The sequence below is a fragment of the Hymenobacter sp. FMD4 genome (assembly GCF_058932745.1).
This window is the reverse complement of sequence record NZ_JBZYWH010000020.1, coordinates 1-13684: the sequence shown is the minus strand read 5'-3', so window position 1 is coordinate 13684 and position 13684 is coordinate 1. Positions and strand designations below refer to the sequence as shown.

12 protein-coding genes are annotated in these 13684 nt (G+C 57.0%); 8 read left to right on the top strand and 4 right to left on the bottom strand.

Annotated elements, in window-relative coordinates; genetic code table 11:
* Window positions 1-34 precede the first annotated feature (34 nt).
* Window positions 35-739 (bottom strand): NUDIX hydrolase, encoded by a 705-nt coding sequence (locus AC5FXY_RS16460; protein WP_493557795.1) that lies wholly within the window; start codon window positions 737-739, stop codon window positions 35-37.
* Between the two features lie 238 nt (window positions 740-977).
* Between AC5FXY_RS16460 and AC5FXY_RS16455 the strand changes: the two genes are divergently transcribed.
* Window positions 978-1472 (top strand): metallophosphoesterase family protein, encoded by a 495-nt coding sequence (locus tag AC5FXY_RS16455; RefSeq protein ID WP_493557794.1) that lies wholly within the window; start codon window positions 978-980, stop codon window positions 1470-1472.
* 141 nt (window positions 1473-1613) lie between these two features.
* On the opposite strand, the gene AC5FXY_RS16450 is transcribed toward AC5FXY_RS16455, so the two are convergent.
* Window positions 1614-1778: a hypothetical protein gene (locus tag AC5FXY_RS16450; RefSeq protein WP_493557793.1), complete on the bottom strand. Its 165-nt coding sequence runs from the start codon at window positions 1776-1778 to the stop codon at window positions 1614-1616.
* A 326-nt stretch (window positions 1779-2104) separates the two neighbouring features.
* On the opposite strand from AC5FXY_RS16450, the gene AC5FXY_RS16445 reads away from it, so the two are divergent.
* Window positions 2105-3133, top strand: coding sequence for a threonine aldolase family protein (locus AC5FXY_RS16445; protein WP_493557792.1), 1029 nt, complete (start codon window positions 2105-2107; stop codon window positions 3131-3133).
* A gap of 188 nt (window positions 3134-3321) precedes the next feature.
* Here the strand turns inward: AC5FXY_RS16445 and nhaA (AC5FXY_RS16440) are convergent, their stop codons facing one another.
* Together nhaA (AC5FXY_RS16440) and nhaA (AC5FXY_RS16435) are read right to left on the bottom strand one after the other, a co-directional pair.
* Window positions 3322-4497, bottom strand: a complete 1176-nt coding sequence (gene nhaA, locus AC5FXY_RS16440; protein WP_493557791.1) for a Na+/H+ antiporter NhaA — start codon at window positions 4495-4497, stop codon at window positions 3322-3324.
* Window positions 4498-4662: 165 nt separating this feature from the next.
* Entirely contained in the window at window positions 4663-5808 is a 1146-nt protein-coding gene (gene nhaA, locus AC5FXY_RS16435) for a Na+/H+ antiporter NhaA (RefSeq protein ID WP_493557790.1), read from the bottom strand.
* A 123-nt stretch (window positions 5809-5931) separates the two neighbouring features.
* Here nhaA (AC5FXY_RS16435) and AC5FXY_RS16430 point away from each other — a divergent pair, with 123 nt between their 5' ends.
* From AC5FXY_RS16430 to AC5FXY_RS16405, 6 genes are all read left to right on the top strand, one after another.
* The gene (locus AC5FXY_RS16430; protein WP_493557789.1) at window positions 5932-7197 is read left to right on the top strand and encodes a cation:proton antiporter; all 1266 of its coding nucleotides are present in this window, start codon (window positions 5932-5934) and stop codon (window positions 7195-7197) included.
* 21 nt (window positions 7198-7218) lie between these two features.
* Window positions 7219-7686 carry a GNAT family N-acetyltransferase gene (locus AC5FXY_RS16425; protein WP_493557788.1) on the top strand — a complete coding sequence of 156 codons (468 nt, stop codon included), beginning with the start codon at window positions 7219-7221 and terminating at the stop codon, window positions 7684-7686.
* A gap of 304 nt (window positions 7687-7990) precedes the next feature.
* The gene (locus AC5FXY_RS16420) at window positions 7991-9172 is read left to right on the top strand and encodes a serine hydrolase domain-containing protein (RefSeq protein WP_493557871.1); all 1182 of its coding nucleotides are present in this window, start codon (window positions 7991-7993) and stop codon (window positions 9170-9172) included.
* Between the two features lie 11 nt (window positions 9173-9183).
* Window positions 9184-9876 carry a metallophosphoesterase family protein gene (locus AC5FXY_RS16415; protein ID WP_493557787.1) on the top strand — a complete coding sequence of 231 codons (693 nt, stop codon included), beginning with the start codon at window positions 9184-9186 and terminating at the stop codon, window positions 9874-9876.
* Between the two features lie 18 nt (window positions 9877-9894).
* Window positions 9895-10539 carry a DNA-3-methyladenine glycosylase family protein gene (locus AC5FXY_RS16410; RefSeq protein ID WP_493557786.1) on the top strand — a complete coding sequence of 215 codons (645 nt, stop codon included), beginning with the start codon at window positions 9895-9897 and terminating at the stop codon, window positions 10537-10539.
* Window positions 10540-11313: 774 nt separating this feature from the next.
* On the top strand, window positions 11314-13684 hold a 2371-nt coding region (locus AC5FXY_RS16405), incomplete at its 3' end, for an Ig-like domain-containing protein (protein WP_493557785.1).

Sequence of the window (13684 nt, the reverse complement as noted above, 5' to 3'; positions counted from 1 at the left end):
CTGAACTAAGGCTGCACCGCTCAGCCTGCTGAGGCTATTTGTTGACGTTGTTCATAGCCGCCGTGGAGTTGCCGGCCACCTCGCTCAGGTAGTGACGTACCACCAGCGCAATGGACGCGTATGACTCTTCCAACGCCTGCAGTGCCTCCTGCGGCTGCATCCAACGCACCTCCTCGATGTACTCTTCGGCCTGCGGCTTCATGAGCGTGTCGTCGAGGCACTGCATGATGTACCAGTTGGTTTTCTTCAGGATTTTATTCCCGTTGTAGGCGTAAGAATGCCAAGTGCTGGGCAGCTTTTCGCCGAGCGCCACTTTAATGTTGCATTCCTCCTCCACCTCGCGCAAAGCGCCTTCAGCAGGATCTTCCTCCTTCTTGAGCTTGCCCTTTGGCAAATCCCACTTACCCAAGCGGTAAATCATTAGCACCAAGCCATCCTTTACCACGAGGCCACCGGCCGCTTTGGCAATTTTGAACTGGTCCTTAAGGTGCAGAATGAGCAAGCTCTTTTTGCGGGCCATCAGCGTGAGCGAGACCAGCTTCTTGAGCTTTTTGACCTCCATCAGCCGCAGCATGCGGTCAATGAAAGCCGGCGTCACGTCGCGCACGAGCACGTCGCCCACCAGGTCCTTCGACAGGAATTCATCTTCCGGCCCCAGAATCAGGTCGTAACGATGTTTGTAGACCTTGTCGGAGGTCTTCTTGATAATTATTGGGATGTCGTTGATGAAGACATTCATCGCGGCAAGTCGGAAGGAAAATGGGAGCCAAAGGTCGTCCGGCAGGCTGCAAAACACAGCATTAATTTCGGCATACGAAAGGTAAACGCAAGCGAAAAGCTAGCGAGCCGACCGGGTGTGACGGCCAACTAGGCCAGATACGGCAGTTGGCAGGAAAGGTAACACGCTGCCGGAAAATAGCCCAACAGTCACGCCCCAGCCCGCATTGTACCTTGCGGCTGCTTTATTTCTCCTGCTTATGCTCATTGGCCTGCTTTCCGACACGCACAGCTACCTCGACGACCGAATCCTGCACCACCTGCAGGGCTGCGACGAAATATGGCACGCCGGCGACGTGGGCGACGAAAGAGTACTGGATCAGTTGCTGGAAGTAGCGCCACTACGGGCCGTCCACGGCAACATCGACGCCCGCGAAGTGCGCCTGCGCTGCCCCGAAACGCTGATTTTTGATGTGAACGGACTTAAAGTACTTATTACGCACATCGGAGGCTACCCCGGGCGCTACGCCCCACCGGCCCGCCCCCTACTCCAGCGCGAGCGGCCAGGCCTGTTTATCTGCGGCCACTCGCACATCCTGCGGGTAATGCCCGACCGCCAACTGGGCCTGCTACATCTTAATCCCGGTGCGGCTGGCAAGCACGGCTTTCACAAGGTGCGCACGCTGCTGAAGTTTCGGGTAGAAGATGGCCGTGTACAACAGCTACAGGCCGTAGAACTGGGGGCCCGCGTGTAAGTGCGTATTTGGCCTTACCCAATTTGTCCTATGGCACAAAAAAAGCCCTTGCTGCGGATGGCAGCAAGGGCTTTTTAAGTATTACCAGCCGACCGGCCGGAATGCCGTGGGCGGTTCTCTCAGAAACCGCCGACGCTAGTACTAGGCTTGAGCGGCTTCGGTGTTCTTGTTGAAGCTAGCCTTCAGCTCCTCGATGTCCACGTTCTTCAGAACGGGCGTGCGGAGCAGATCTTTAATTTCCTGCACCTTGTTGTTGGCGCGGGCGATGTTCTTGCGGTGCTTACGCTTGAGACGGGTAACGGTCATGACGCGGTCGGTTTGAGTCTATTCAGCAGAATGAGGGGGCAAAGGTAAGCAAAAGTTCGATACGTTTTGTTCCTCGTAGCGTGTTTGTTACTGATGCAGTTCAGCCGCGGGTGCTATGAGTTGGCTTAGGCTCCGTAGTTTGGGGAACGAAAACGCGGTTAATACCTTCATTAGTTGCGTTGGCACTCGGAGTGCTTGAGGCCTCTACCAAGCGGCAGGCGCTGATATACTTCAGCGTTTTTTAAGTGCTGGGCGGTGTCTGACTGCGCACCATTTGCTTTTCATCAACCAAGGCGGACCCTGCCTTCACTGTTACTTTTCTGTTTATGATTGACTTACGCTCCGACACCATCACTCGCCCTACACCAGCCATGCTCGATGCCATGTTTCGGGCTCAGGTGGGCGATGATGTATACGAAGAAGACCCCACTGTGCGGGAGCTGGAGCACGAAGCGGCTCGCCGTTTTGGGCTGGAAGCAGGCTTGTTCTGCCCCTCCGGTACCATGACCAACCAAATTGCTATTAAGGGTCATACGGAGCCACTCTCGGAGGTTATCTGCGAGCAGACGGCTCACGTGTACTTATGGGAAGTAGGCGGTATTGCTTTCCACTCCGGCGCTTCCGTGGCGCTGCTACCCGGCGACCGGGGCTGCCTCACGGCTGCGCAGGTGGCCTCAGCCATTCGCTCCGAAAACATCCACTACCCCACTACACGGCTAATCTGCCTCGAAAACACCCACAACCGGGGCGGCGGCAGCTGCTACAGCTGGCAGGCCATGGAGGAAATAGCGGAGCTGGCCCAACGTCAGCGCATTCCACTGCACCTGGATGGCGCCCGCGTTTACAATGCGTTGGTAGCCACGGGCCAGCGCAGCGAAGACTACGGGCAGCTGTTCGATTCCATTTCTATCTGCCTGAGCAAGGGCCTGGGTACACCGGTGGGCTCGGTGCTTCTAGGCAGCCGCGAGTTTATCCAGAAGTGTAAGCGCATCCGGAAGGTAATGGGCGGCGGCTGGCGCCAGGCCGGTTATCTGGCGGCAGCGGGCCTGTACGCACTGGAAAACCATGTGGAGCGCCTCGCCGACGACCACCGCCGCGCCCGCCAGTTGGCCGAGGCCCTGGAAGCTGCGCCGTACGTCGATTATGTGCTGCCCGCCGAAACCAATCTGGTGATTTTCCGCTTGCGTGACGGGCTTACCGAAAACCAGTTTCTGGCGCACCTGGCTGAGTACAACATCAAAGCCTCCGCCTTCGGCCCGCAGCTGGTGCGCTTCGTAACGCACCTGGATGTAAACGACGCTGACATCGAGCAAGTGCTTACTGCTCTTCACGCCGTGCCGCAGGAAGTAGCTTAGGGCTGCCGCAGCATTGCCTACTGTTTTTTGATTAAGTAACAAGCCTTCCTGGTCAAGCAGAACCTACCGCAGCGGGTTCTGCTTGACCAGGAAGGCTTGTTACTTCCAATAGACATCCTACAGCTTCCACCCAGCGCTGTGCAGAATGCTTCGGTACCGGTCCCTTTGCCGGAAGCAGAGCGGAAAGCTTAGCGCTTCTCCCCTATGCGAATGCGCTGCATCGGCTCCTCGGTCAGTTGGCCCGGCGCCAGAATAGCCATACCGATGATGGCCGACAGCGCCGAACCGATAAGCACCGCCAACTTGGCCAGGTCTACGGCCTGTTCGTCGGAGAAAGACAGCGTGGCGATGAAAATAGCCATGGTGAAGCCAATACCAGCCGTAAAACCCAAGCCGATAAAGCGCCGCCAGTCGACGCCGGTGGGCAGGCTGCCCCAGCCCAGACGCACTAGCACCCAGGTAATGGCTACGATGCCCAACGGCTTACCGATCAATAGTCCTAACCCAACGCCCAGCGCCAGCCCGGAAACCAGCTCCGGCAAAATGTCTGTCGACAGCACAATGGCCGTGTTGCACAGAGCGAAAAGCGGCAGCACAAAATAATTGACAGGCCGCTGCAGGGTGTGCTCCAAGTCTTCGAGGCGGTCGGTGGGAATGGAGAGAGCCAGCAGCACACCGGCAATAGTGGCGTGAATTCCTGATTCTAACACGCAGAACCACAGCCCCAGGCCGAGCACCAAGTATATCCACAACTGCCCCACCCGCAGGCGGTTCAGCACCATCAGCACCACAAAGATGCCGGCAGCGGCTAGCAAGAAGCTGAAGTGTAGGCCGCTGGTGTAGAAGGCGGCAATGATGATAACGGCCAGCAAATCATCGATGATGGCCAGGGCCGTAAGAAACACCCGCAGGCCAAAGGGCACCCGGTCGCCGAGCAAAGAGAGAATGCCGAGCGAAAAAGCAATGTCGGTAGCGGTCGGAATGGCCCAGCCTTGGGCCGCCGGGGTGCCTTTGGTAAAAAACAAGTGGATGGCGGCCGGCATCAGCACGCCTCCCACGGCCGCCAGGGCGGGTACCATGGCCTGGCGCGGTTCGGCCAGCTCGCCGTAGAGCACCTCACGCTTGATTTCCAGCCCCACCAGGAAAAAGAACACGGCCATCAGCCCGTCGTTGATCCAGTGAGAGAGAGATTTATTGAGGACGCCGTAACCGACGTGGGTTTCCCAAAAATTCAGGTAGCTGGGGCCGACAGCGGTATTGCTAAGTACCAGCGACACTATCGTGGCCACCATAAGTAGCAGACCAGCCAGCTTGCCTTGCTCGGACAGCTCGCGAATGGGACTAATGATGCGACGGAAGGGCATAAGACAAAAAGCAGGATAAATCAGGACTGCCTGATTGCTGACAAAATTGGCACATTTCGATTGACTTCACCAACCAAAATCATTTCTCCTTATTTATCAGATACTTAATCAAGGAAGATATAAGAGCCAATGGCTCAAACCTCAAGCAGCCTCAGTATACGACTCCTAGCTGGCAACTTCATTTGGCCTCACGCGCAACAGCAGTACGCCCATGAAAGCGGCCACCAACGAACCCAGAATAACCGCGAGTTTGGCAAGGTCGACGGCGGCAGCATCGTCAAACGAAAGCGTAGCGATGAAGATGGCCATGGTAAAGCCGATGCCGGCCGTGAAGCCGAGCCCTAGTAGCAAGCGCCACGTCATGCCCACGGGCAGGCTAGTAAGCTTAGCCATTACGACCAACCGGCAAGCGCCCCAGATACCCAGCGGCTTGCCCACCACCAGCCCCAGCCCGATGCCCAGGCCCAGCGGCGAGGTCAGGGCCGGCAATGTGGCGGCTGAAATGGCAATAGCGGTGTTACAGAGCGCAAACAAGGGCAGTATCACATAGCTTACCGGCTTGTGCAGGGCGTGCTCCAGGTCTTCAAGGCGGTCGGTAGGAATGGTGAGGGCCAGCACTACGCCAGCAATGGTGGCATGAACCCCCGATTTCAGCACGCAGTACCACAGCACTGCGCCAAGTAGGAAATACAGCGGGAGCCAGCCTACCCGCAGCCGATTTAGCAGCGCCAGCACCGCCACGATGCCCCCGGCTATCAGCAAGTAAGTAGTTGAAAGATTGGCAGTATAGAAGGCGGCAATGATGATGACGGCCAGCAGATCATCGATGATGGCCAGGGCAGTAAGGAAAATGCGCAGCGAAAACGGTACTCGGTTGCCAAGTAGGGCCAGCACTCCTAGCGAAAAGGCAATGTCGGTGGCCGTGGGAATGGCCCAGCCCGAAGCAGCGGGGGTACCCTTTGCCAGCCACCAGAAAAGTGCGGCCGGGACTACGGCGCCACCGATGGCGGCCACGGCCGGCAGCAGGGCTTGGCGCGGTTCGGCCAGTTCGCCGTAGAGCACCTCGCGCTTAATTTCCAACCCCACCAAGAAAAAGAACACGGCCATCAGCCCGTCGTTGATCCAGTGGGAAACCGACTTGTACAATGGCCCGGCCCCTACTTTTAGCTCCCAAAATCCCTGGTAACCCGGACCGGCGGCAGTATTGCTGAGCACTAGGGAAAGCACGGTGGCTACCACCAGCAGAAGTCCCGAAAGCTTACCACTTTCGGACAACTCGCGGATGGGACTGATGATTCGGCGGAAAGGCATTGGCAAGGGGTAGGCTAACTACAATAGACTTGCTTGGGTATACGAGAAACCCGTTCAGGCATTGCGTTTCAAGTAAAAACTACATTTTCACAGCCCGTAAAGCCGTTTAGCTCCCCATTTCGCATGAAACTATACAACATCTTCGCCCTGCTATTGGTCGTAGCAGCCGGCTTTGGCTACTTCAACCACCGCTACCTGCGCCTGCCCTCCACCATCGGGCTGATGGTGCTGGCGCTGATTTCCTCACTGGTAGTGGTAATACTGGGCCAGTTGGAAGTGGAAGGCGTAATAGCGGTGGTCCAAACGGTGCGGCAGATTGATTTTCACACCGTGCTCATGCAGGTGATGCTCAGCTTTTTGCTGTTTGCGGGGGCCATTCACGTCGATGCGGGCCAACTGGGCCAGCTGCGGCGGCAGGTAGGCTCATTGGCCGTGGTGGGCACCTTGATTTCCACGGTAGTGGTAGGCGGTGCGATGTTCTTCATCCTGCCGCTACTGGGCTTGCCGGTGCCGCTGCTCTACTGCCTGCTGTTCGGCGCGCTCATCTCCCCCACCGACCCCATTGCGGTACTCGGAATTCTGACGCAGGCGGGCATACCGAAAGATTTGGAAGTCAAGATTGTGGGCGAATCATTATTTAACGACGGCGTAGGCGTGGTGGTGTTTGTGAGCATTATGCAGCTGATTGCGGCCAGCGGCGCTGGGCCTGACTTCGGCGAACTGGCCACTCTTTTTGCCCACGAGGCCTTGGGCGGCGTGGCCTTGGGCGCAGCGCTGGGCTTCGGCACTTCTTGGCTGCTGCGCACCATCGACAACTACAAGGTAGAAGTGCTCATTACCTTGGCCTTGGTGACGGGCGGTACGGCCCTCGCTGCCAGCCTACACACCTCAGCGCCGCTGGCCATGGTGGTGGCGGGCCTAGTGGTCGGCAACAACGGCCGCATGCACGGCATGTCAGACCTTACCCGGGAATACGTGGACAAGTTCTGGGAGCTGCTCGATGAGATACTGAACGCGGTACTTTTCGTGCTCATCGGCCTCGAAATGCTGGTGGTGCCGCTGGAGCAGCGCTTCCTGCTAGCCGGCGTGGTGGCCATTGTGGTGGTGCTGTTGGCCCGGCTAATTGCCGTGTCGGTTCCGCTGGTGATGCTGCGCCAGTGGCATGACTTCACCAACAAAAGCCTGCCCGTGCTGACGTGGGGTGGCCTGCGCGGCGGTATTTCGGTGGCGCTGGCACTGTCCATTCCGCCCAGCCCCTCGCGCGACTTGATCGTGGCCGTTACTTATATGGTTGTGATTTTTAGCATCTTGGTGCAAGGCCTCAGCATCGGCCCGCTGGTGCGGCGCCTGGGCCTGGCCAATCCGGCGGCCGCCAAACCTGCTCACTAACTCACAATCAGCTTACCCGCCATGTCGGTTCAGCCTTTTATCTTCCGGCCCTACGATCCAGTCCGCGACGAGGAAGCTGTTGTGGCCCTGTTTCGCACCAACCTCGACCCGTATTTCGTGCCCGAGGAGGAAGAGCAGTTGCGCGACTATCTAACCCAGTCGACTCCGTATTTCGTGGCCGAAGCCGGGTCTGAGCATCCGCAAGCCGGGCAGTTGCTGGCCGCCGGCGGTTACGCCCTAAACAACCCCTATGCCGTGCTCACTTGGGGCATGGTCGACCGCCGTTTGCACCGGCAGGGCCTGGGGCGCGCTTTCACGGCTTTCCGCATTCAGGAGTGTCAGCGGGCCTACCCCAGCAAAAGCATCGAAATTGGCACCTCGCAGCACACCGAAGGCTTTTACCATAAGCTGGGCTTTCGTACGCTGTCTATTGAGGCTGACAAGTTTGCACCGGGCCTGCACGAGGTGCACATGCTGCTGGATGCGTGAACCGTTCAGGCTCAGCTACGTCACCGGAGCCTGGGAGCCGCGCTTTTGCAACCTTTTCCGGGACCTCACTAGCCTTTGAAGTTGAGGTATTTGTAAACCGATTACCGAACTGCGTACCAATTTGCGAGGCTAGTTCCGCAGCACCGGCCGCAGCTACGTACCAAGATTAAAGGCTGAGCTCAAACCCGAAGGCCGCAACGGAGGTACTTGTATAGTTTCCCACCGTTCCGCGTAGGTTTACAGTATGCCTCACTTCATTTATCCGCGCTATTGGCTGCTTGTACTGCTCTGTGCTTGGCAGCTTATGCCTGCCTTAGCGCAGAAGAAGTCCAAGGCATACTTTCCGCCGGCCAACACTTGGGAGCAGCGCAAGCCCGATGCGGTGGGCATGAATGCGGCCCTGCTGCAGGAGGCTGTGCAGTTTGCCATTGCCAGCGAAAGCAAAGCCCCGCGCGACCTTCGCGACGCCCATTACCAAAGCGCCTTTGGCCGGGAGCCGTTTGGCTACCCCGTTGGGCCCATGAAAGAGCGCGGCGGCCCTACCGGCCTTGTCATCAAAAACGGCTACCTCGTGGCCCAATGGGGCGAGCCGCAGCGCGTAGACCTCACCTTCAGCGTAGCCAAAAGCTTTCTATCTACGGTGGTCGGCTTGGCCTATCAGGATGGACTGATCAAAAGCCTCGACGATAAAGTAGCGCCCTATATGGCGCCCATCATTCCTTTTCAACCGTGGAATAGGCCCGCCAACAAGGCCGACGAGTTGGGCCAGCCGGATGTCATCGAGCTGTTCGGCACCGAGCACAACCGCCAAATCAGTTGGGACCACCTACTGCGTCAAACCTCTGACTGGGAAGGCACCCTTTGGGGTAAACCAGACTGGGCCGACCGCCCGCAGGGCAAACCGGAGGAGTGGCGCACCCGCCCGCGCAATGCTCCCGGCAGCGTATACAAGTACAACGACACCCGCGTAAACGTGCTGGCCCTGGCCATCATGAACCTGTGGCGCCGCCCGCTACCGCAAGTGCTCAAGGAGCGCGTGATGGACCCCATTGGAGCCTCGGCTACGTGGCGCTGGACGGGCTACGAAAACTCTTGGGTTATCATGGATGGCCAGCCCATGCAGGCCGTGAGCGGCGGCTCGCATTGGGGCGGCGGCCTGTTCATTTCGGCGCTGGACCAAGCCCGCTTCGGCCTGCTCACCCTGCGCAACGGCAATTGGAACGGCCGCCAGATTCTGACGCCTGAGTGGCTGCGGCTGGCCCGTACCCCCACTGCGCCACAGCCTACCTACGGCTTCATGAATTATTTTCTTAATACCGACCGCAAGCTGTATCCCAGCGCGCCGGCCACGGCCTTCGCCCATCTCGGCGCGGGTACCAATTTCGTGTACGTCGACCCAGAGCACGATTTGATCATCGTGGCGCGCTGGATCGAAAACGACGCGTTGGACGGCTTGGTTAGCCGCGTACTCAAGAGCCTTAAGTAAGCCATCAGCCTGTGGAAGCACCCGAATACGACAGCCTGGATTTTGGCGCGATGAACCTCTTTGTGGTGGGCGATGTGCACGGCTGCTATGAGACGCTGCAGGAGCTGCTGCAATACTGGAACCCGGCCGAGGACCTGCTGATTCAGGTAGGCGATATGGTAGACCGCGGCCGCTTCAGCGCCGACTGTGTGGAACTGGCGCGGGTGCTGGAAGCCCAGTACCCCGGGCAAACGATATTTCTGCTCGGCAACCACGAGCACGCCATGCTGCGCCACCTCGGCCCCAAAGGCCCATTTAAGCACTGGCTAGGCTGGGGCGGCGACCGAACGATGGAAAGCTATATCGGCCAGAAAAACCTGCTGCAGGAGCATCTGGAGTGGCTTGCCCAACGTCCGTTGTTCTGGGATAACGACTACGTGCTGATCAGCCACGCGGGCTTTGCCCAGACGCTCGATCCACTCGACCGCGACAACCCCGATGGCGTGCTTTGGCGCCGCGGCCCGCTGCATTACGTAGGCAAGCGTCAGATAGTGGGCCACACCCCCACGGAAGACGGCAAAATCAGGCACGACGCCGACAAAGATGTGCTTTACATAGATACCGGCGCCTATGACGGCGGCGCCCTCACGGCCGTGCGCATCTCCCCCACCGGCGAGCTGATCGACTGCTTTGCAGTGCCCACGGCCCCGCTGGATATTATCTGACGCTACTGCTTCTCCTTTATGCCCACGCAATCATCCGCCTCAACCAGCTCAGCGGAGGCCCTGCAGCACCTTATCCAGGCCGATCCAATACTAGCCGCCATCATTGCCACCGGTCGTCCCATTCAGGCTTCGGCGCACGAAGACCTGTACCTGGCCTTGCTCAAGGCCGTGGTCAGCCAGCAGATATCCACCAAAGCGGCGGCGGCCATCTGGCGGAAGGTAGAAGGCCTCTTCCGGCCCGATGGTTACCCCGAACCCACCGTGCTGGTGCAGCTTTCAGATGAGGAGCTGCGCGCCGCGGGCATTTCCAAACAGAAGGCCGGCTACCTGCGCGCCATTGCGGAGTTTCGCTTGCAGCATCAGCTCGACCACGCCCACCTTTCCAAGCTCGACGAGGAAGCTTTTACCAAGCACCTTACTGCCATCAAAGGTGTCGGGCGCTGGACGGCCCAGATGATTCAGATGTTTGCCCTAGACCAGCCCGATGTTTTTGCCGAAGGCGACTTAGGCATTCAAAACGCCATGCGCCGGCACTACGGGCTTAGTGAAACCGGCAAGCCCCTGCTCCGCCGCATGACCGAAATTGCCGAACCTTGGCGCCCATACCGCACTTTAGCCTGCAAGTACCTCTGGCAGTCGTTGGATAACACACCGACGAACTAACACAGTTTTCAACTAGCAGCAAACCTCCACTCCACCGCTGATACCTACTTGGTGTCCGTCGTCACCACGTGGCCTGATCGGTAGTGTCCTTACTCTATTGGAAACTACGCTTTAGCGAGTTACAGGTAAGTTGCCCAATCAGCCAAATGCCATAGGCCGTTGTGCCATGTCCTGCTGCAAGTTGGCTCATATGGGCATAAGTAAGGCAAATAAGCTTTGGCTGATAAGCCATTCAATAGTGACAAACCAAGAAAGCTAGATTTTTATAAAAATATTAATATATTTCATTGATTTATTTCTTTTTAACCATCCTTGTGAGTATCATTGACCATAAGCTACACTGAATATTCAGCAACAGGCTTTAAGCGTCCAATAATAGCGGGGGCAGGAAGCACCTTGATAAGTGAACGAAGGACTGAGGGGTATCATCTAGCGCTGCCGACGCGCCTATCATCTGCTCTCCATAGCATAAAAAGTACTCGTGATGCCAACGCAAAGGCTTGTTGGCGTAGCGCATCCCGCTCAGACTAGTGCGGCATGCTGATCCAGGCTGAACTTCTCGCTCTTCCCATTTAACCGCCCGCCATACCGCACCACAACTCCTCACCCGTGGCCGAATCTCATTGCTGCTAAGCCAATCGAGTCCTGTAAAGCTAGCCTGCTAGGTGCCTACACCGAGCTTAATCAGCCAGCGGCCATACTCTCACGTCGGCAAACTACCACCAGCTTCCCCTGCCGACTCCCTCCTACTTCTTACACAATTCCGCAAGCACTATGGCCCACTTCTCCAGGATTTTTCTTGCTAGCCTTTTATGCCTTTGCTTGGCTGCGCTGCTACCAGTTCAAGCCCAAACCAACCCGCAGGCACGGGTAAAGTCCAGCTTGCAGTTGGGCACAGCTGCCACTGTAACCGCACCTTTTCAGCAGAAAGCTGCAGCCAAAGCCGCCAACCCCAGCTCTTCCCAAAACCAGATTACACAATCAGTAACGGATGGCAATACGTTGCTTCTTAACCTGGCTTCTAGCAAACAAGAAGGAACTACTACCTACTTCTACGGTAACGTGGCAGCCGCTCGCAACAGCAGTTTTCACCTAAAAGCGACGGGTACAGAGGTAACAGGCGAAATTATCCTACGTGAGCAAAAGAAGTATTACAGTTACACCACCCGCGCCGATGGCTTGGTCTTTATGGAGGAGAAAGACATTGATGAGGTTCTGTGCATCGGCTACTACCAGGCACGCGGCAGCAAGCCGTCAGCCGAAAGCCCTACGGCAGCGCGCACCGCCGCCATTCCGTTGTTGGAGAGTCAGCCAGGAGCGGGTGCCGTGGTTTACTTGGATTTTGATGGGGAGACGGTAACCGGCACCGGATGGAATCAGAATTTCAATGCCGGCAATCCTATCGTAGCGGCTCCCTCCACTTTGCCAGAAGCTGAGATACTGACAATGTGGAAGATCATGAGTGAGGACTTCCGCCCGTTCGGCATCAACGTCACCACCAGCCTCGCGGCGTTTACCAATGCCCCGGTTGATCGTCGCCAACGGGTCATTATCACCCCTACTACTTATTTCTACCCAAATGTGGGTGGTGTTGCTTATGTAGGTTCGTTTAACTGGGGCGGCATCGTTTATGGCGAGACTCCGTGTTGGGTATTTGATATCAATCTGGGCACTGGAAAAAATGCTGGTGAAGCAGGTTCCCATGAAGTAGGGCATACCCTTTCTCTCAGCCACGACGGTCGCATCTCCCCATCGGAAGCCTATTATGAAGGCCAAGCTTCGTGGGCTCCTATTATGGGCATAGGTTACTATAAACCAGTTGTACAGTGGAGCAAGGGCGAATACGTTGGGGCTAATCAGCTGGAAGATGACTTACTGAAGATTACCACGTTGTTCGGCTTTACTTACCGTTCGGATGATCATGGCGATTCGAATGGAGCATCTACGAGCCTAAGCGTTAGCAGCACCGGCGCTATTCTTTCTTCTAACACAGGTGCTATTACCACCCGCACCGATGTTGATGTTTTCTCCTTCACCACCACCGGCGGCCCAGCCACGATAGAGGTCAGCCCCGATCCAGACCACCCAAACCTAGATGTCAGCCTATCACTGAAGAACTCGACCGGTGCCGTTGTAGGGTCAGCTGACCCCAGCACCATGAACGCAGCCATAACGCAGACGCTGCCAGCCGATACTTATTATCTAGTGATTGACGGGGCAAAAGGGGCGTTAGGAGCCGATTCAGACTACGGTTCACTCGGTTCCTATTTCGTTTCGGGCACCATCACCACCAATACGGCCCCAACGGTAAGCATTACCTCGCCGGCTGTTGGAGCGCAATTCTTGGCTCCGGCCACCATCACCATCACAGCCGCAGCCAACGACGCCAACGGCACCATCACCAAGGTTGAGTTTTTCAACGGGGTTACCAAGCTCGGCGAAGACGCAACAGCCCCCTACTCCTTTAATTGGACCAACGTACTTGCTAGCAGCTACAGTCTTACAGCCCAAGCCACCGACAATCAAGGCGCGACCACCACATCGGCAGCCGTAGCGGTGACCGTGAATAACAACACTGGCAATGTGCCACCCACAGTGGCTATTCAAACGCCTAAAGCGGGTAGTTCTTTCGGAGCACCAGCTACCATCGTAATCCATGCCTTTGCCAATGATGCGGATGGCAGAATAGTCAAGGTTGAGTTTTTCGATGGGCAAACGAAACTCGGCGAGGACACCAATGGCGCAAACCGAAACTTCAAATACCAATGGAAGGGAGCTAGCCAAGGTACTCACAGCCTTACGGCTAAAGCCATAGACAATGCCGGAGCAAGCACGGTATCGGCAGCCGTACTTATTACTGTTGGCAGGTCGGCCCGCACTTTAGCAGGCGCAGTAACGTCAGCCGACTGGGAGAGCGAGGCGCAGGTGTATCCAAACCCGACTTCAGAACCTCAATTAACAATTACCGTTCGCTCGGCTGTCGAAGAACGCATCAGCCTGGAGTTGTTTGATGCAAGGTTGCAGCGGGTAGCAACGGTTCAGCAAGTGCTCAACGTTGGTGACAATCAACTACAATTGCTAATTAGCTCACTGCCGAATGGTTTGTATACCCTCCAGGGTCAGCAAGGAACCAAGCGTTTTTCGC